Origin of the sequence: Spirochaeta lutea (genome assembly GCF_000758165.1) — a bacterium.
In the GTDB taxonomy this organism is placed as follows: Bacteria; Spirochaetota; Spirochaetia; order DSM-27196; family Salinispiraceae; genus Spirochaeta_D; species Spirochaeta_D lutea.
In genome coordinates, this window is record NZ_JNUP01000065.1 from 23,359 (window position 1) to 39,892 (window position 16,534).

A 16,534-nucleotide genomic window follows, 5' to 3' on the forward strand; every position below is an offset into this window, starting at 1 on the left:
CACCCTGGCGACACCATACCTGGGTTGGTTCCCTGGCTGTGCCACTATATCTAGCGTAGTTTACAATCTTTTGCGCACTACCAAATCCTTAGATCAATATCGACAAAAAACACATAAAGAATGATGGCAAAAAAAACTCTATATTCTTGTGCATATTTGTTAAGAGTATTCTATACCTAATGCAAAGAAGTAAATCAAGCTTTATAGGGGTGGAACAACAAAAATATGGGAAAAAAACCGGGTAAACGAACATCTTGCTTTATAAAACTTGTTATTTTTTGTCTGCATCAAAAACCCGTCAATACTCCAGACCGGCTAGGATTTTGGGTGGCATGAGTTTCCCGTTACGGGTAGTCCCGTGAGTCTCCTGGGTACGGCGAATCCATTCATCGGTACAGGTGTGGCCGCTGCTTGAAACGCAGCAACCCGTTGTACACCTACCGTTACTTTGGGCAAAATGTTTTAAGTATTTGTACAAAATGTTTTAGCTAATGGTACAAAATGTTTCAGCAGGCAAAACATTTCTTTTCAGCTGCTAAAACATTTCGCTACAATAGCTAAAACATTTTGCATAAACTGCTGAACCTGCTACAGAACCACTCGCATTATAAAGAGCGCAACAGATTGCAAACTATCATCTCGGCAACACCGGCTGCAGGCCTGTTACGATCTGGCTGGCCGGTGTATCACCGAAAAGGTCAGGCTGCCCCTCGGGGCCCGGTTTCGCCCCCCGGGGTGCGGGTAACGAAACTGCTATGGCAACCGATCCAGGGGCACAGGTAATAGCTCCCCGGGCGTTTAGCCCAGGGCCCTTACAATGGCATCACCCATTTCCTTGGTATTCACCCGGGTGCATCCCGGGGTCATGATATCTCCGGTCCGAAGCCCCTGGGCAAGTACCGATTCAATGGCTTGGTAGATGGCATCATAGGCCTCACTCAAGCCGAAGCTGTATTTGAGCATCATGCCCGCGGATAGAATCTGAGCGATGGGATTTGCAATTCCCTGACCGGCAATATCCGGCGCACTGCCCCCGGAGGGCTCGTACAGACCGAAACTGCCCTCTGCCAGGCTTGCGCTGGGTAACATTCCCAAGGATCCGGTGATCATGCTGGCTTCATCGCTGAGAATATCACCGAACATATTGCCGCAGAGCAGGACATCGAACTGCCGGGGATTTTTCACCAGCTGCATGGCGGCATTATCAACGTACATATGATTCAGCTCTACATCCGGATAGTCCTTGGCAACCCCGGTTACCACCTCCCGCCAGAGCACCATACTTGCCAGAACATTTGCCTTATCAATGCTGGTTACCTTCTTGTCCCGCAGGCGTGCGGCCTTAAAGGCTACATGGGCGATGCGTTCTATTTCGGGTTTCGTGTAGACCAGGGTATCGAACCCCCGTTCCGCATCCCGACCCTTGGGCTGGCCGAAATAGATGCCTCCGGTAAGCTCTCTGACTACCAGGACATCAAAGCGGTCACCGATCACCTCCGGTTTCAGGGGCGAGGCATCCTTGAGCTGGGGGAAGATGATGGCAGGCCGTAGATTGGCATAGAGGCCGAACAGCTTCCGCAATGGAAGCAGCGCTCCCCGTTCGGGTTGCTCATCCGGGGGAAGGTTCTCCCACTTGGGCCCGCCCACGGACCCAAAAAGAATGGCATCGGCCCAGCGGCAGGTTTCGACGGTGCTGTCGGGCAGCGCTTTGCCCTCTGCATCAATACCTGCACCTCCCACATTCGCCCGGCGTTTTTCCAGGCTCAAGCCGTAACGGGGGGCAACAACATCCAGAATCTTTTCTGCTTCAGCCATCACCTCAGGTCCGATACCGTCCCCGGGGAGAATAGCTATTTTTTTGGTTTTTGTATGTGCATCCATGGCATCACTCTACCCACCGGCTGCCCTTTCTTCAAGGTTGACCCCAGGCTCTTACTCATATGTCTGGTGATTTTCCTGCCTTTCGGATAGAATACCCGCCTGGAAAAACCAAGCACTCCGCATGTATACCATCCGAGGGAGGAACCCATATGAATACCAAGGCCCTGGACGCCGTCGCATTATCCATACGAAGTCTGAGTATGGACGCCATCGAAGCCGCCAAGAGCGGCCATCCCGGATTACCCATGGGTATGGCAGAATTCGGGGCTCTCCTATTCGGGGAGATTCTAACCCACAACCCCCAGGACCCTGCCTGGATGAACCGTGACCGCTTTGTGCTTTCCGCAGGCCATGGTTCCATGTTTCTATACAGCCTGCTGCATCTCAGCGGGTACGATCTTCCTCTCTCGGAAGTCAAACGCTTCCGCCAGGTCGGGAGCCTTACCCCGGGACATCCGGAGTTTGGACACACCGCTGGGGTAGAAACCACCACGGGTCCCCTGGGGCAGGGCTTGGCAAACGCCGTCGGGTTTGCCCTGGGAGAACGCCATTTGGCCGCCCGACTTAATACCCCGGAGTTCCCGGTGATCGACCACTATACCTACGTGCTTGCCGGAGACGGCTGTATGATGGAGGGACTCACCAGTGAGGCAGCCAGCTTTGCGGGCCATCAGGGTCTGGGAAAACTGATTGTCTTCTACGATTCCAACCGGATCTCCATCGAAGGATCCACCGACCTGGCATTTACCGAGGATGTAGCAGGTCGTTACCGGGCCTTCGGATGGCAGGTTCTTGAGGTCAGTGCTTACGATTACCAGGGAATGAGGGATGCTGTTCATCAGGCGAAAAGCCAGGATAGCCAGCCCTCGCTCATTATTTTAACCAGCACCATTGGTAAGGGTGCGCCAACCAAGGCGGGGACAGCCGGCATTCACGGTGCCCCCCTGGGCGCTGAGGAACTCTCCGCGACGAAGAAGGCCCTGGGCATCCCTGAAGATCACCCCTTTTTCATTCATCCCGAGGCTCTGGCCTATTTTAAGGAAAAGGCTTCCGGCTGGGCCCAAGCTCAAAATGCCTGGAATGCCCAACTAGCTGCTTGGAAGAAGGCCCATCCGGAGAACGCTGCCCTGCTGGAGCAGTTAGGCAAGCGGGGACCGGAACTCTTGGACCAGGTAGAGTGGCCGGCCTATAAGCCCGGGGATACCGGGGCAACCCGATCCACCAGTGGAAAAGCCCTGAACGCCCTGGCCAAGGTGTACCCCGGAATCATCGGAGGCAGCGCCGATTTAGCTCCCTCAAACAATACGAACCTCCAGGGCTTCCCGGATATGGACGGCAGCAACCCCGGCGGCCGGAACCTGCATTTCGGGGTCAGGGAACACGCCATGGGGGCCATCAGCAATGGACTGGCACTGTACGGAAATCTACGCCCCTTCTGCGCCACATTTCTGGTATTTACCGACTATATGCGGCCGGCAATGCGTTTGGCGGCCCTTATGAAACTCCCGGTCATCTACATTATGACCCATGACTCCATATTTGTCGGAGAAGACGGCCCCACCCACCAGCCCGTGGAACATCTGGCTGTAGCCCGGGCCATTCCAAACATGGTGGTGCTGCGGCCCGGGGATGGAGATGAAAGTAATCTGGCTTGGATTATGGCCATGGAACGGACCAATGGACCGGTAGTGCTGAGCTTGACCCGGCAGAATCTGCCCGTATATGAAAAACCGGCAGGTTGGGAACAGGATGCCCTCCGGGGTGCCTACATCCTGTACCGGGGAAGCGACAATCCGGATATCTGCCTGGTAGCCACCGGTTCGGAGGTGCATATTGCCCTGGATGCTGCGAAGCGCTATGAATCAGCCAATCCCGGGAAGACCGTCCGGGTGGTCTCCATGATCAGCCGTGAACTCTTTTTATCCCAGGATAAGACCTGGCGTCGGGCCACCGTTCCCCCGAAAAGCAGGGTAATGGTGGTGGAAATCGCCAGTTCCCTGGGCTGGGAGGGGTTTGTTCAGGATCGGGCAGACCTATTTACCCTGGACAGCTTCGGCATCAGCGGACCGGGCAGCGAGGTCGCGGAGCATTTCGGTCTGGATGTTCATAGCCTGGTCCGACGGATGGAAGATCTTTCCTAGAATTCCTAGGGGATCTTATTTATGAGCTTCCATTCGGCGTAAAAGCCCGTGGAAGCTCCGTCCGACTCGGGTAATTCCGTCTGACCGGCACCGGAAGCGGCACCGGAAGCGGTTCCAGCCGAAGAAGGGGCGGCACTCGGCTGAATGGTAAAATGGAAGATCCCGCAGTTTCCTACCCTGATTACGGGCATCCAGCTATCCCAGCCCGAGGCAAGGCTGACCCGAAACAGCCATTGAATCAATCCTCCATGGCTCACGCACAACAGCCGGGCCGGCTCATCCATTTCACCGGCCCTGGCTATAAGGGTATTCCACACCCGTAGCGCCCGGGCCTCCAGTTCGGCGATGGTTTCCGCTCCTTGAACCCCTTCCCAGGAGCGGCGGCTGAATCGCCGCCATGCTTGGGGATCTTCCTCCCGGATTGCGGCTATCGATTTATCCGTGAAAACGCCGGTATCAATCTCCTGTAAATCATCCCAAGATTCCACCTCCTGGCCGGAAATCCCAATCTCCGAGGCAATGATACGGGCGGTTTCCATGGCCCTGCCCAAGGGGCTGGAGTAGATCTGCCGGATATCCTGGCTTGCAAACCACGACCCGGCTGCATGTGCCAGGGTCATGCCCGTTTCGGTCAGGGGGTAGTCGGTCCGGCCTTGAATAATATGATTCCGGTTCCCGAGGGTTTCACCGTGGCGAATAAAAAACAAGTCTACCCGGTGGGTAAGATTGGATATATCAAGATGGGGGTGATTCATAGTCCTTCCTTCCTGCCGAACTCTACCGCAGTTTTCATGAAACTGCCAACCCCAAGATTGTTCTGGCTCTCCACCGCCCAACCGGGCGTGCCCAATCCTGGAGGCGGCACTATTTCTGGGTTGGTCCCCATTGTTGGCGACGAATGGATTACACCGCCCTAACCGGCATAGAGTCCAGGGTGTTGCGCCTCATAGGTGGTTCCGAATCCTGGGGTAGCTCCAGAAATCCATCGGGCGGATTGCCAGCCGGGGCAAAAAAAAAGCTGCCAATTCCTTGGCAGCTAACCGAGTTTGCAATGGTCTTAGTGTTTATACCAAACCTGCTGTTCGTCAGCAAAAATATCGGACACCAGGGTGTTCCCTTCAAAGGTATAGGTAAATGCGCTGGAATCACTCTTCACAAAGAGGGCGTAATACCACCATTCGCCTGCGCCGTTAGAGGCGGAATACTCGGCCTGGCCCCCGAGGGTCCCAAGTATCATAAGTGCTCCAAAGAGAGAATCTTCATTGAATGTTACGGAACCGTCCGCACCAAGTTCAAAGTCCCAAATGGACTCGCTTGATCCCCATCTTCCAACAATGCCCTGATCTATAACACTGCATGATCCCAGAGCGAGAACCGCAGCAACCAGCAAAATCACAACCACGATTTTTCCTCGTGCCTTCATTGTGACCTCCTATTAAGGTAAGACGTAGTGTCAGTCATGATTTTACAACCTTAAATCTACCTTAACAAGAGAAATCTAAATTATTAAACCTAATTGAATTAGTCAGATTAGTCTAACTTTGAGACTGACTTCATCGGAAAAGAGGTAATAGCATCATTAAAATCCTAAGGGATTTTTTAGATGATAACGTTTCAATATATAAAAAATCCATAATGACGTTTTCGAGGGGCTATCTCATGGCAGGATACTGGCGACCCCACACCGACGGGGTCACCTCAAGGTGCCTGTTGCATGGGGGTGGGATTGCATTATTTTCTAAAAGTGCTGGGTACCAAGATAAAACGGGGCTGCAGGTACGCCGGTCAGCTGTCTTCCGGTTCTCCGAACCTCGGACAAGGGGCAGATCTCCCCAGCACTGGGATGCCCGCAAAGCTGTCGGCGCTCTATAGGGGCTGAGGATATCTGCCGCTTAGTCCTAAGTAAGAACCCCCGGCTAAAACCAGATTACGATATCCTCGTCGGGATCATCATCGTAGTATTTGATCATCAGGGTCTGGGAATCCGGGTTGTAGTACCGGCCCTTGCTGTAAACCTCAAAGTCCGGGGCGTTGCGCCAGGTAATGCCGAAGAGCTGCATGCCCGTGAGGGGGTCGACCCGGGGAATCCCATGGATCAGCATGTACTGGGTGCGGTTCCGGGTGGTGGTGGCGGAAAGGGTCAGCTGATTGCCGGAAAACTGTATATCATCCACCTGGGCTATGGTGTACCACCAGCTCCCCGGGCCAAAGTAGGGGTAGAGGCTTTCCATCCGGGGGTAGAAGGGATTCTGCTGGATGAGTGAGTAGATATCCTCGGGGCCCCGGAAGCGTAGGAAGGCGGAGATCTCGCCCCCGGTAATTTCGATTCGTTCGGGCAGGAATCCCTGGCTGTCCCCAAGGTTTAGGATGGACAGTACCATGGTCCGCCCGAGGTTCACCAGCCGGTCGTCATTCAGCTCCCGGCCGGCGGCTTGGAGCATCTTACCGGCCAGCACATTGAGCTGGCTATCGGCAATACCCGGTTCAGACTGGAAGAAGAATCCCTGGTCAATTCGGATGATGTTAGGCAGAACCATTTCTTCGATGAGGGGATAGAAAGCTTCCCGGAACTGGGCAATTTCTGTGGCGGGAAGATCGAAGATGAGCAGGTTGGCAAGCAGGCCCACCGCCTGGGACGGTTCCAGGGCAACGGTATTGATGGTATCGGTCAGATTCTTAAGGTCCGCGTATAAATCGGTGCCGCCATGGAAGGCTGCAAATGAAAATAGTTCGGGAACCAGGAAGACCTCCATGTTTCGTTGGGTAACCAGATTAGCAATCCTTGTCCTCAGGGCTTCAGTGTGGGCCTCTAACCCTGCGGTAACCCGGCGGAGATCTCCTAGGAAAACCGAGGAACGGTAGGTGAGGGCATCAGGATGGGCATCCGCTGCGGTGCGCATGCTGGTGTACACCCGGGTGTAATCGTTTCGCTGCCAGGCTTCTGCAAGCAGACTGATGAGGATTTCCTCATTGAAGGCCGAGTCACCGTTCCGGTGAGACCACATCCCCGTTCCTGCGTTAAACCGGTTGGTTCGCCACCCGAGGTAGGCTGCATCGATGTACTCCTGGATTCCCGCGGAATACGCGCTGGCGCTGACCTGGGGTACCTGGTCCTGGAACCAGAGTTCAAACACATCCTGATTCCCCGCTGCCCTCCGGGTGTACCGGGCCATGAGAGAAGCGGTATCAGCGGCGAAGACCATGGTCTGGGTATCGGTTTGTATGAATGACCGGGGCGGCAGGGAGAGGATGTACTGATCTCCGTTATACCCTACCTCCAGGCCCGGGTAGTTCTCGGTAATCCGGGCATCCGCACCGCGCTGCAGGCGGTAGGGAACCAGTACGCCCCGGTAGGGCTGCTCGGATTCCGGGATGATCGGGTTCAGAATGAACTGATCACCCTCCCCCTCGTAGGTAATTTCCAATTCTATTCCGGCCTCGAAGAGAATGCGGAATCCACCCGGGATGCTTTGGTAGCCCTGGAGATCGTAGTATTGCTGGGCGTCCTGCTGCTGGGTCAGGGCGATGGGGTTCCGATCGTCAAAAACGAACTCCAGGCCCTCCACCCCGATGGTCAGGGTGTCAATGGCCGGTGCCCGATCATCCTCAGCGAGTTCGAATACCCCCTCGAGCTGAATGGGTCCAACAGAGTCGGAGAAGAGGCTGCCTCCGGAGAACTGAATGTAGAGAAGCAGCAGCAGGATGCCTGCATAGAGCAGGGGTAAACCAAGGTAGGTTAGGGGGATTCGACGGTTCATAGCTTTAGAGCATATCAGCAGGGAACCAGAATTGCAATTTCTCCGGGCCCGATCCCGGGGATCATTTCTGTTCGAAGGGTATCCTGGGGACCTCTGAGAGGCCCCGGAATGTACTGAACAGTGAGGTTTTGTGGATCCAATTTCCCTCGAGCTACCAGGTGCATCTTGAAAATTATACGGTATCATATATAATACCTATATGGAGAAGGTTGAAGCAATTCTCGATACCAATGTCCTTTTATCTGGATTAGTGAGTAGAAACGGAAAATCCTTTAAGATTCTCCAGCTTTTAGCGGAAGAGAAATTCAATATTTCAATTTCTGTTCCGGTCATTCTTGAATATGAGGCGATACTCAAAAAGAAACTGAATAGGAAAGTTTATTCAGACCAGGATATTCATGCGATTATTGATTACATCTGCAAAATTGGACGACATATCAAAGTATATTATTTATGGCGACCAATCCTAAAAGATCCATATGATGATCATTTGCTTGAGGTTGCGGTAGCCACAAATGCAAAATGGATCATTACGTACAATGTGAAAGACTTCGAACGGGCCAGTACATTTGGAATTTCAGCTGTGACCCCAAATGAATTCCTTCGAGTGCTTGAGGAGGTAAAATGAGCACGTTGAGTATAAGAATCCCAGATTCACTTCATGCATCAGTGAAACGATTCTCGAAAGAAGATCATGTTTCAATAAATCAATTTATTGCTGCAGCCGTAGCAGAAAAAATTACCGCCCTGGAAACGGAAAATTATCTGAGTGAACGAGCACAGTCTGGCAGCACTGAAAAGTTCAAAGAAATATTAAAAAAGGTTCCCAATATAGAACCAGAACAGCATGATAAATGACCACGTATCAAGCGCTTCGAGACGGACTCGCCTATTGACATGGAGTTTGCTTGATCCGCCTGGCGGCGGGCAAACTCCACGCCAATTACAGCTCACCGCTCAAGCGGTCGTTGGGTAGATTTAGTCCGCCGGGTGGCAGCGGTACTGCTGCTTCGGGAAGAGGAAGTCCCGGAGGACCGGCTTGCGGTTGAGGAGCCTGACCCGGAATTCGATCCCGAGCCGAGGCTTCGGGCGACGCTTACCAAGGCACCGGTGATCTCGGCGAGGTAGTAGCCCAGGAGAAGCATGAAGAAGCTGCTCACTGCACCGAGGATCAATACCAGCATTCCGTTCAAGAAAGGACTGCTGGTTAATCGCAGACCGAAGTACATCATGAAGGGGGCCATAGCGGTAATAAGCCCTATGAGCATGGGGGCGAGCCAAATCGCAAAGGTAGTAATAAGACTGACCGCCAGAAGAATGAACACCACCGTCTCGGTTACGGTCTTCATAAGCAGCACGATAATGGGGGTTGCGCAGTACTCAAGATCCCGGGTTAATCCCAGAATATCCGAGCCCCGGACCCACAGCAGATTCAAGAGCAGGTAAAACAGGGCCAGAAATACGATCTGGGTTAGGATGAGAAACACCACAATCTCCACGGGCGGCTCGCTCCCCCGGATGGTACTCCAGAGATCCACGGAGTATTTGATTAACGGAATCACCGTCAGCAGACTGAGGATGCGGACCAGCCAGCCGTACCCGCGGTTGAACAACCGTCCGTCTTGAACGGTGCGCAAGAACGATGTGAACACCAGAATCTTATTCATGCCTTTCTCCTTAGGTAGTGCGCAAAGGATGGTAAACTACACCGGAAGTAGCGGTGCTACCAGGGGTTCGGCCCCAGGAGTATTGCCGCCTCGGGGCAATGGTACAATCTTCTGTGCACTAAATTCGTAGTAATAGCAGGCGCATTTGCCTTGGGAGCTTCTGTCCCCCGGTAAAGTATAGGTGCCCATACCGCATCCCGTAATTGGCCGATCGGCCAGTGGGTGTGGCCAAAAGACCGCCCTTCCCCCTGGATGAGGCATTAAAATCCCCGAAGGGAAAATAAAGAGTGATATACTGAGGGTATGAAGGAAACACAGGACGTACAGCAGCCCCTCGTAGAGAACAAATCGGTCCGGCAGCGCCCCGATGAGGGCTTCCGGCGGTGGTTCATGAACGACTACTTCGATCTTATCGTGTGGTACCGGGATGTCTCGGGTCCGGTGCAGGGGTTTCAGCTCTGCTACTCCCGCCACCGGGGTGAACGGGCATTTACCTGGCAGAGCGACAGTGCCGCCAGCCATTTTGTCAGTGACGGAACCGACGGCCAGGGAATCAGCCGCCTTGCCACGGGTATTCTGACCGGAGATGCCGGGCCGGTTCCACCGAGGGTACTCTCCCGGCTGGAGGCTGAGCAGGGCGATCTGCCCGATGAGCTCCTGACCCTAATTCTTCAGCATGTAGGTGATTATAACGACCGGCTCTCCCGGAACTGACAGCCAAACCCCGCCCGGGAAGGGGGCTGGTTTCCTCCCTGACCTCCACGACCCCTACTGGCCCGGCAAAAACTCCAGATGCGGCGCAGAAATCAAGAAGCTGCCGGCATCCTCGTTGGGGTAGCTGGTTTCCAAATCCTCACCCTGGGGATCGTACACCTGCTTGCCAATGGCGGCGGGAATAACCTGAATCCGGAGAACCTCATCATCGCCTGCCACCCCGTAGAGGCTGCCCACCAGATTTTCTCCTGTCAGCGTAAGCTTGGTCCAGCCCTCGGGCTGGGTGTAGCCCTCCTTGGGGTTGCCCTGCCAGAGGTCAAAGGTTTTGCTGGCGGACCCGGCGTTGCCCAGGATCTGGAGGGTAATGTACCGGCCGGGGTAGCGGTTTCGGCCGTCCGGGTCCGGGGTAACCACCGGGTCGGGGCGGACGTAGAGGGAAAACTCGTAAGATCCGCTTTGCAGGGGAAAATCCGCTCTCTTGGCATCATCCACCCGGGTCAGGCCGGTTTCCAGACTGTAGGAGAGATCCGCCGACTGGGTTTGCACGATCCGGAAGTTGTCAAAGTGCAGATCCAGGTTCGATGCGGTCTGCTCCAGGGAGAGGTAGCGCATGGTACCGGGGCCCAGGGTGACGGTGTTTGCGGTGTTCCCCGGGTAGAATTGGCCCGCTGTATCAATTGATGGAAATGTCCGGTAGATGGAAAGGTCGCTGTCCGGCTGAACCGAAACGGTAGCGGTGGGGTTGTAGGTGCCTCCGGGGCTATCCCAGAACCCGAAGCTGTAGCTGAATTGATCCCCGGGAAGCCGCATGGAAAAATGGATGGTGAACTCCCTGGCCGGGGTCTGGGCCGAGAAGGTGGACAGATGGTCGGCCAGGTCGATGTAGGCGTAACTGTCCTGGGCTGCTGCTGATTTATGGTGGAGTACCTGGCCGCTGAGCCACCAGAAGCTATCAGTTTCGGGGTTGCCGGCGGTTCCGAATACGAGGTCGGTACCAGGGTCTTCAGTTGACCACTGGACGGGAGGATTGCTGCCGTCCTCGAAGTCGCCGTTGGCCAGCTGGTTCTTGAGTTCCAGACGGTAGACGGCGCCTGAGGCTTCCGGGGGCGCGGCGAGATTCTGGCCGGTTACATCGTCGAAGGCCATGAGGGCGCCGGAGGTTCCGGGTGCTGTGGATTCATGAAGAACCCAGGATTCGGTTGAGAGGTTCTGGGATTCCAGGAGGTTCTGTCCCCGGTAGGCGGAGAAAATATCCAGGGGATCGCCGCAGGTCGTCAGGATCCCTGTTAGAACCGTCAGGATTAAGAGGGGAAGGATGGCTGGCCTTTTCGTATCCTGGGAATTGTTCACCGTACTGCTCCTGGTTCGGGACTAGAATCTTGGGGGTTCTAGTACCCTTCAAGATAACTATAGCACACCCCATGGGCCCCAGCCACATGGTACCGGGATTGATTCAGGAGGGTTACTTAGCGCGTACTATCCGTTGTATCCATACAAGACGGGCTGGATTGCGGGGAGTTTGGGGAAGAAAAAAAGCTGCCTCCCGCGCGCTTCAAGGAGGACCCGATGGTTGAAATCCTAAGAATCGGGTGAATCGCCGCAGGGGCAGCCGTATTACCAACAACGCGATACCGGAGGATGTTACAGGGCAGCTAGTACATCGCTGCCGTGGGTTTCGGTATTAACCCGGCGCCAGATCTTCTTTATTCGTCCCTGGGGATCAATAAGGAAGCTGGACCGAATAACGCCCATGGTTTTTTTACCGTACATATTTTTTTCACCCCAGGCTCCGTACCGGGTCATGACCTCTCCTTGAGGGTCGGACAACAGAGTAAAGGGCAGTTGGTACTTTTCTATGAACCGGCGGTGGCTGGCGGCATCGTCCTTGCTTATGCCCAGGATTACGGTGTCGGTATTTACAAAATCCTGCCAGGTGTCCCGAAGGCTGCACGCCTCCTTGGTACAACCCGGGGTGTCATCCTTGGGGTAGAAATAGACCAGAACGTGTTTTCCCCGGAGTTGTTCTAGGGTGACCAGCTGACCGTCTTGGTCTGCCAGGGTAAAATCCGGTGCTGACTGTCCTTCTTCCAGCCGGACAGGTTGGGGGTTTGCACTCATGATGCACTCCTTACTAATAAGTATAGAATAGGCTCGGCCGGTCTGCCATGGGGGCTTACCGGCCTTGTAGTTTTTTAAAAAAGTCTTCTAGGTTCTTGCCTGCGTCGGAGGCGGATTTTTGAAGCCGTTCGCCTAGATCAGCGGCGGCCTTTGCCAGGGGATCCTTGGAGCGGCGTAATTCTTCCTGGTACGCCTTGCTGGATTCCTCAAAGTCTCGACGCAGCTCTTCAAAGCTCGGCCTGCTGGGCCGACTGGTTTGTTCGCCGGGGTTTGCGGTGTCTTCACCGGCGGTTCGGGAAGCCGAGGCAGTTGAATCCCTTTGAAAATATTCCCCATCCAAGATGCGCTGGTAGGATCCGGAATCGATCCACGTTTTTAGTTCGGACACCCGGATGACCGGGAAGGGATGGGTTTGGCCGATGAGGTTGATGACCTTGTGTATGCTGTCGACCATGGTGCCGGCTGCATCGTAGTCCGCTGCCTGGGCAAGAAATGAGTCGATGTTCATCTGCCCGATCTCGCTGCCCCCGGCAAGCTTCATGAGTACCCGGTATTGGACATTGGGGTCCTGAACGGTGAGCAGTCCCGCCCGGTCTGCGGTGAGTTCGCTTTTTCGGTCCCATTCACGCAGGGCGGCGATGATGGCGTAGAGGGCAAGCTGGCCCACCGGGAGCTGGAGAACCAGGGCGGTGGAATTCACCAGGAGCCAGAGCAGGGTTTTGTATAGGACATGGTTGCTGGCGATGTGGCCCAGTTCATGGCCGATAATGCACAGTAGTTCCTGGTCGTCCATAGCTTGAACGAGGCTGGAGTTCAGGGTAATGAAGGGGCGGTCGACTCCCACTGCACCGGCGTTTAGTACGGGGTTCTGGGTTACATAGACCTCTGGAACGGGGTGGATGTCCAGGGTGCTGCAGGCCTGGATGGTCAGAGCATGGACCCGGGGAAACTGGTCGGGGCTTACCCGGACAGCTGAGGCTAAAAAGAGCTGACGCAGACTGGATTCTCCGGTCAAGCCGACAACAAAGCGGATCACCTCGTTTACTCCCGGTACCGCCCGGAGGGCGTTCAGGGCGGCCCGGTCAGCGGGATGTTCCCAGGTTTTTGGGTCAATGGATGGAAATTCGTTCATACCTTTGAATGTACTACCTGGAGGGGAGGGGGGCAAAGGGGAATTTCTGGAAATCGGCGGCGGTCCCGGGACGGGCGATTCCCGGCGGCGGGTTGATAGACGGCCGGGCTGGAGCTGTCTACGCAAGTTTGTTATCAGACGGCCGGCTTGGACTGAAAGAGGCACGGGTACCGAGGAGTACCGCCCCGACGGCTGGGACGTTCCCCCGGCAGCCAGGTTGGGATGGAAAGAGGCACGGGTACCGAGGAGTACCGCCCCGACGGCCGGCTGGGGCGGTCCCGGCACCGGCTGGCACGGAATGGTGCGGGGTGTACCGTGGAGTACCGCGCCGGGCGACGGCTGGGAGTAACCAATAGGTGAATGCGGGAGTGATGCAAACGCCGTGCGGTCCCCGGCGCCGGCTGGGGCGGTCCCGAGGAGACGGTCTCCCGAAGCCGGGGTCCCTGTCAGAAGTCCGGCTGGGGCGCTATCGGCAGGTTTGTTATCAGGCAGGCGCAACCCCGGGTACTGAGGCCATCTACTCCCGGGGTGGAAATTCCCGGCCCTTTAGTACTATGGTTTCGGATATGAAACAGAAAACATCCATGGCGGGTACGGCGGTACTATCGGGGCTTCTACTGATTTTGATTTTTTCAGGGTGCTCCGCGGAGCAGGGGGTTGCCCTGGGGGTTACCGGGGATGCCAAGTTGAACCTTTCCCTGGAGTTACAGCCCTTTTTCGTGGAGTATCTGCGCGATCTGGCTGCGCCAGGCGCCCACGCCGGGGTGGTATTCGACCCCCAGGCGATTCGGGCCGGCTTCGAGGCCTACCGGGGGGTCCGGGTTCAGGATGTCCGGGTGGAGGATGACCGGCGGCTGACGCTGTCCCTCTCGGTGGTGGATCTGGAGGAGCTCGCTGGTGATGAGCTCGAGCTTCCCGAGCTTCTGAGCTTTCTCCGGAGCTCCCAGACCCCCGGCTCCCAGGTATCCGGGGTAATCTTCCGGATTGACCGCGGGCTCGTACAGGCCCTTCTCGGGGTAACGCCCTTCGCGGATTCCGAATCGATCCGCTACCTGCTGCCCGGGGAGAACCAAATGGTACGGGCAGAGGATTATACCAGCGACCTGGTATGGATCTTTGAGGAATACGAGGAAAGCGCGCTGCTGGAACAGGTGCTCGGGGAATCGGCGGTGGTTCTGGAAATCTCCGTGCCCCGGGATATTACCCGGGTATCCGGCCCGGGGTTGGAGCGTATCGCTCCCCGGCGAGCCCGGTTGCGGCTTCCGGTCATTCCCCTGTTGACCGATGTTGAGCCAGGGACCTACCGTCTTGAGTTCTGACCGAGATCTCTCCCCAAACCGCGAACGCACCCTGGATGAGGGGCTCTCCCGGATGATCCGGCGTTTTGCCGAGACGGGGGGCTCGGTTGACGGGGAAACTGCGGGACCGCGGCAGGCATTGCTGGGGGCCCTGGAGGATACCGGGCGGCTCTGGGCCGGGACCTGGCGGGTCATCTGCGTGGAGGACGGTCTGCTGGTTCAGGCCCTGGGGCTGGATGACCGGCGGCCCATCTTGGCTGGGGGGGCTTCGGAGCAGTCCGGGGAAGAATGTATCCGGGCCATCTGCTGTATCGGGGATAGCGAGACCTCCCCATCCCCGAGCCTGGACGCTGCCCGGCAACGGATCCTTGAACGCTTGGCGGAGGATCCCGTGGCAATTCTGCCCGATACCGGGACCCTGGTTGTCAAGTTAGGGCGCCGGGATGAGCCTATGGGGTTTTTTATTATAGGGGGATTCGAATGCCTGCCCCATCGGGGGGAGCTGCTGCTTCTCCGGATGCTTGGGGAGGTCCTGGGCAGCTTCTTGCAGCGTATCCGGGGTGAATTCGCCGATAGGCAGCACCGGGCCGAGATCCAGCGGGATTTGGCGCGATGGGCCTGCCTGTACCGGATCGCCGGTCTTGCCCGGGGAGATCTGACCGAGCCCCGGGAGTACTTTACCCGGGCTGCGGCCCTCATTCGGGATGGTCTGGCGTATCCCGAAGAAAGTCGAGTGACCCTGCGGATCTGGGACATCCTCTGTGTTTCCCGGGGCAGTTTGGTGGATGAAGCCCGGGAAGACCCAGCGGGTCGGGGTGGCGGAGAGATTGCAATCCCCTTGGGGACCTCGGATGGCGGAGAGGGATTGCTGACGGTGGATCTGCCCCGGGGACTTACAACCCACGACCGTCAGTTGGTGGATGCCGCCGGGGCGGAGCTTTCCCTGGTCATCGAAAACTACCGGCTTCACGGCCAGCGGGATCTCATGGAGATTCAGCTGCGGCATACCCAAAAGATCGAGGCCTTGGGGCGGTTGAGTGCAGGTCTCGCCCATGAAATGAATACCCCCCTGCAGTATATAAGCGATAACCTTACCTTTTTATCTGCCTCCTTCAAGCGGGCGGTGGGGTACCTGGCGGAGCTGCGGCGCCAGATGCCGAGCCGGGGCATTCCGGCTGCCCTGAAGGATCAGATGGAGCTTTCCTACCTTCTCTACGAGGTTCCCCGGGCGATACGCCAGTCCAGAAGCGGGGTTGAGCATCTGAGCTCCCTGGTTTCATCCATGCGGGTGTTTGCCCATCCCGACTCGCGTTCCACCCGGGAGACGAAGCCCGAGGAGCTGGTGCTGAACGCCCTGAATCTATGCCGGTCCCAGGTTCGCCGGGTTGCCCGGATTCACCGGCGGATCGTTCCGGGTCTGCCGGCCATTCGGACCCTGGTGGGGGATGTTACCCAGGTTCTGGTGAACCTGTTGATAAATGCTGCCCAGGCGGTGGAATCACGCAATAAGATTACCGGCAGAACCCGGGGCCTAATCCAGATTACCGTCCGCCGGATTGAGGGGGGGACGGAGTTCAGGATTTCCGATAACGGTTCGGGAATCCCTGAAGATCTTCAAGGCAGGCTCTTCGAGCCCTTTGTGACCACCAAAAAACCCGGCAGCGGAACGGGCCAGGGATTGTCCATTGTCCGGGAGATTGTTGAACATAGGCTGGGGGGTGAACTTTTGTTCTGGTCCCGGCCCGGGGAAGGCTCGGAGTTTGCGGTAATCTTGCCTGATCGGGGGGAATAAGTGTGGAAAATCCGCTGAAATGGGAGTACAGTA

14 protein-coding genes are annotated in these 16,534 nt (G+C 56.2%); 6 read left to right on the top strand and 8 right to left on the bottom strand.

Going from position 1 to position 16,534, the window contains the following annotated elements; genetic code table 11:
• Positions 1-798 precede the first annotated feature (798 nt).
• Positions 799-1,881, bottom strand: coding sequence for a 3-isopropylmalate dehydrogenase (leuB, locus tag DC28_RS09270; RefSeq protein WP_037547991.1), 1,083 nt, complete (start codon positions 1,879-1,881; stop codon positions 799-801).
• 149 nt (positions 1,882-2,030) lie between these two features.
• On the opposite strand from leuB, the gene tkt reads away from it, so the two are divergent.
• The gene (gene tkt, locus DC28_RS09275) at positions 2,031-4,022 is read left to right on the top strand and encodes a transketolase (protein WP_037547992.1); all 1,992 of its coding nucleotides are present in this window, start codon (positions 2,031-2,033) and stop codon (positions 4,020-4,022) included.
• 5 nt (positions 4,023-4,027) lie between these two features.
• On the opposite strand, the gene DC28_RS15580 is transcribed toward tkt, so the two are convergent.
• The 3 genes from DC28_RS15580 to DC28_RS09290 all read right to left on the bottom strand — a co-directional run bounded on the left by DC28_RS15580 (position 4,028) and on the right by DC28_RS09290 (position 7,780).
• Positions 4,028-4,777 (bottom strand): histidine phosphatase family protein, encoded by a 750-nt coding sequence (locus DC28_RS15580; protein WP_052078702.1) that lies wholly within the window; start codon positions 4,775-4,777, stop codon positions 4,028-4,030.
• Positions 4,778-5,079: 302 nt separating this feature from the next.
• Entirely contained in the window at positions 5,080-5,445 is a 366-nt protein-coding gene (locus DC28_RS09285) for a hypothetical protein (RefSeq protein ID WP_037547993.1), read from the bottom strand.
• Between the two features lie 493 nt (positions 5,446-5,938).
• Positions 5,939-7,780: a hypothetical protein gene (locus tag DC28_RS09290; RefSeq protein ID WP_037547994.1), complete on the bottom strand. Its 1,842-nt coding sequence runs from the start codon at positions 7,778-7,780 to the stop codon at positions 5,939-5,941.
• A gap of 199 nt (positions 7,781-7,979) precedes the next feature.
• Here DC28_RS09290 and DC28_RS09295 point away from each other — a divergent pair, with 199 nt between their 5' ends.
• Together DC28_RS09295 and DC28_RS09300 are read left to right on the top strand one after the other, a co-directional pair.
• Positions 7,980-8,408: a putative toxin-antitoxin system toxin component, PIN family gene (locus DC28_RS09295; RefSeq protein ID WP_037547995.1), complete on the top strand. Its 429-nt coding sequence runs from the start codon at positions 7,980-7,982 to the stop codon at positions 8,406-8,408.
• Entirely contained in the window at positions 8,405-8,638 is a 234-nt protein-coding gene (locus tag DC28_RS09300; protein ID WP_037547996.1) for a YlcI/YnfO family protein, read from the top strand. The genes DC28_RS09295 and DC28_RS09300 overlap by 4 nt, the downstream gene beginning before the upstream one ends.
• Positions 8,639-8,730: 92 nt before the next feature.
• Here the strand turns inward: DC28_RS09300 and DC28_RS09305 are convergent, their stop codons facing one another.
• Positions 8,731-9,447, bottom strand: a complete 717-nt coding sequence (locus DC28_RS09305) for a hypothetical protein (RefSeq protein WP_037547997.1) — start codon at positions 9,445-9,447, stop codon at positions 8,731-8,733.
• Between the two features lie 303 nt (positions 9,448-9,750).
• Here DC28_RS09305 and DC28_RS15585 point away from each other — a divergent pair, with 303 nt between their 5' ends.
• Entirely contained in the window at positions 9,751-10,161 is a 411-nt protein-coding gene (locus tag DC28_RS15585; RefSeq protein ID WP_052078703.1) for a hypothetical protein, read from the top strand.
• 54 nt (positions 10,162-10,215) lie between these two features.
• Here DC28_RS15585 and DC28_RS09315 read toward each other — a convergent pair whose 3' ends face one another.
• The 3 genes from DC28_RS09315 to DC28_RS09325 form a co-directional block, all read right to left on the bottom strand.
• On the bottom strand, positions 10,216-11,511 hold the full coding sequence (locus DC28_RS09315) for a hypothetical protein (RefSeq protein ID WP_037547998.1): 1,296 nt from the start codon (positions 11,509-11,511) through the stop codon (positions 10,216-10,218).
• Positions 11,512-11,802: 291 nt separating this feature from the next.
• Positions 11,803-12,279 carry a thioredoxin-dependent thiol peroxidase gene (bcp, locus tag DC28_RS09320; RefSeq protein ID WP_156104643.1) on the bottom strand — a complete coding sequence of 159 codons (477 nt, stop codon included), beginning with the start codon at positions 12,277-12,279 and terminating at the stop codon, positions 11,803-11,805.
• 55 nt (positions 12,280-12,334) lie between these two features.
• Positions 12,335-13,411 (bottom strand): M48 family metallopeptidase, encoded by a 1,077-nt coding sequence (locus DC28_RS09325; RefSeq protein WP_052078704.1) that lies wholly within the window; start codon positions 13,409-13,411, stop codon positions 12,335-12,337.
• A 566-nt stretch (positions 13,412-13,977) separates the two neighbouring features.
• Here DC28_RS09325 and DC28_RS09335 point away from each other — a divergent pair.
• Together DC28_RS09335 and DC28_RS15590 are read left to right on the top strand one after the other, a co-directional pair.
• A complete protein-coding gene (locus tag DC28_RS09335; protein ID WP_156104644.1) occupies positions 13,978-14,730 on the top strand; it encodes a hypothetical protein in 753 nt (250 codons plus the stop codon).
• A complete protein-coding gene (locus DC28_RS15590; protein ID WP_052078705.1) occupies positions 14,720-16,501 on the top strand; it encodes a sensor histidine kinase in 1,782 nt (593 codons plus the stop codon). The genes DC28_RS09335 and DC28_RS15590 overlap by 11 nt, the downstream gene beginning before the upstream one ends.
• The last annotated feature ends 33 nt before the right edge of the window (positions 16,502-16,534 follow it).

Bases quoted from the DNA above. Each gene is read 5' to 3' on its own strand.
- leuB (WP_037547991.1), bottom strand. From the start codon at position 1,881: ATGGATGCACATACAAAAACCAAAAAAATAGCTATTCTCCCCGGGGAC.
- tkt (WP_037547992.1), top strand. From the start codon at position 2,031: ATGAATACCAAGGCCCTGGACGCCGTCGCATTATCCATACGAAGTCTG.
- DC28_RS15580 (WP_052078702.1), bottom strand. From the start codon at position 4,777: ATGAATCACCCCCATCTTGATATATCCAATCTTACCCACCGGGTAGAC.
- DC28_RS09285 (WP_037547993.1), bottom strand. From the start codon at position 5,445: ATGAAGGCACGAGGAAAAATCGTGGTTGTGATTTTGCTGGTTGCTGCG.
- DC28_RS09290 (WP_037547994.1), bottom strand. From the start codon at position 7,780: ATGAACCGTCGAATCCCCCTAACCTACCTTGGTTTACCCCTGCTCTAT.
- DC28_RS09295 (WP_037547995.1), top strand. From the start codon at position 7,980: ATGGAGAAGGTTGAAGCAATTCTCGATACCAATGTCCTTTTATCTGGA.
- DC28_RS09300 (WP_037547996.1), top strand. From the start codon at position 8,405: ATGAGCACGTTGAGTATAAGAATCCCAGATTCACTTCATGCATCAGTG.
- DC28_RS09305 (WP_037547997.1), bottom strand. From the start codon at position 9,447: ATGAATAAGATTCTGGTGTTCACATCGTTCTTGCGCACCGTTCAAGAC.
- DC28_RS15585 (WP_052078703.1), top strand. From the start codon at position 9,751: ATGAAGGAAACACAGGACGTACAGCAGCCCCTCGTAGAGAACAAATCG.
- bcp (WP_156104643.1), bottom strand. From the start codon at position 12,279: ATGAGTGCAAACCCCCAACCTGTCCGGCTGGAAGAAGGACAGTCAGCA.
- DC28_RS09325 (WP_052078704.1), bottom strand. From the start codon at position 13,411: ATGAACGAATTTCCATCCATTGACCCAAAAACCTGGGAACATCCCGCT.
- DC28_RS09335 (WP_156104644.1), top strand. From the start codon at position 13,978: ATGAAACAGAAAACATCCATGGCGGGTACGGCGGTACTATCGGGGCTT.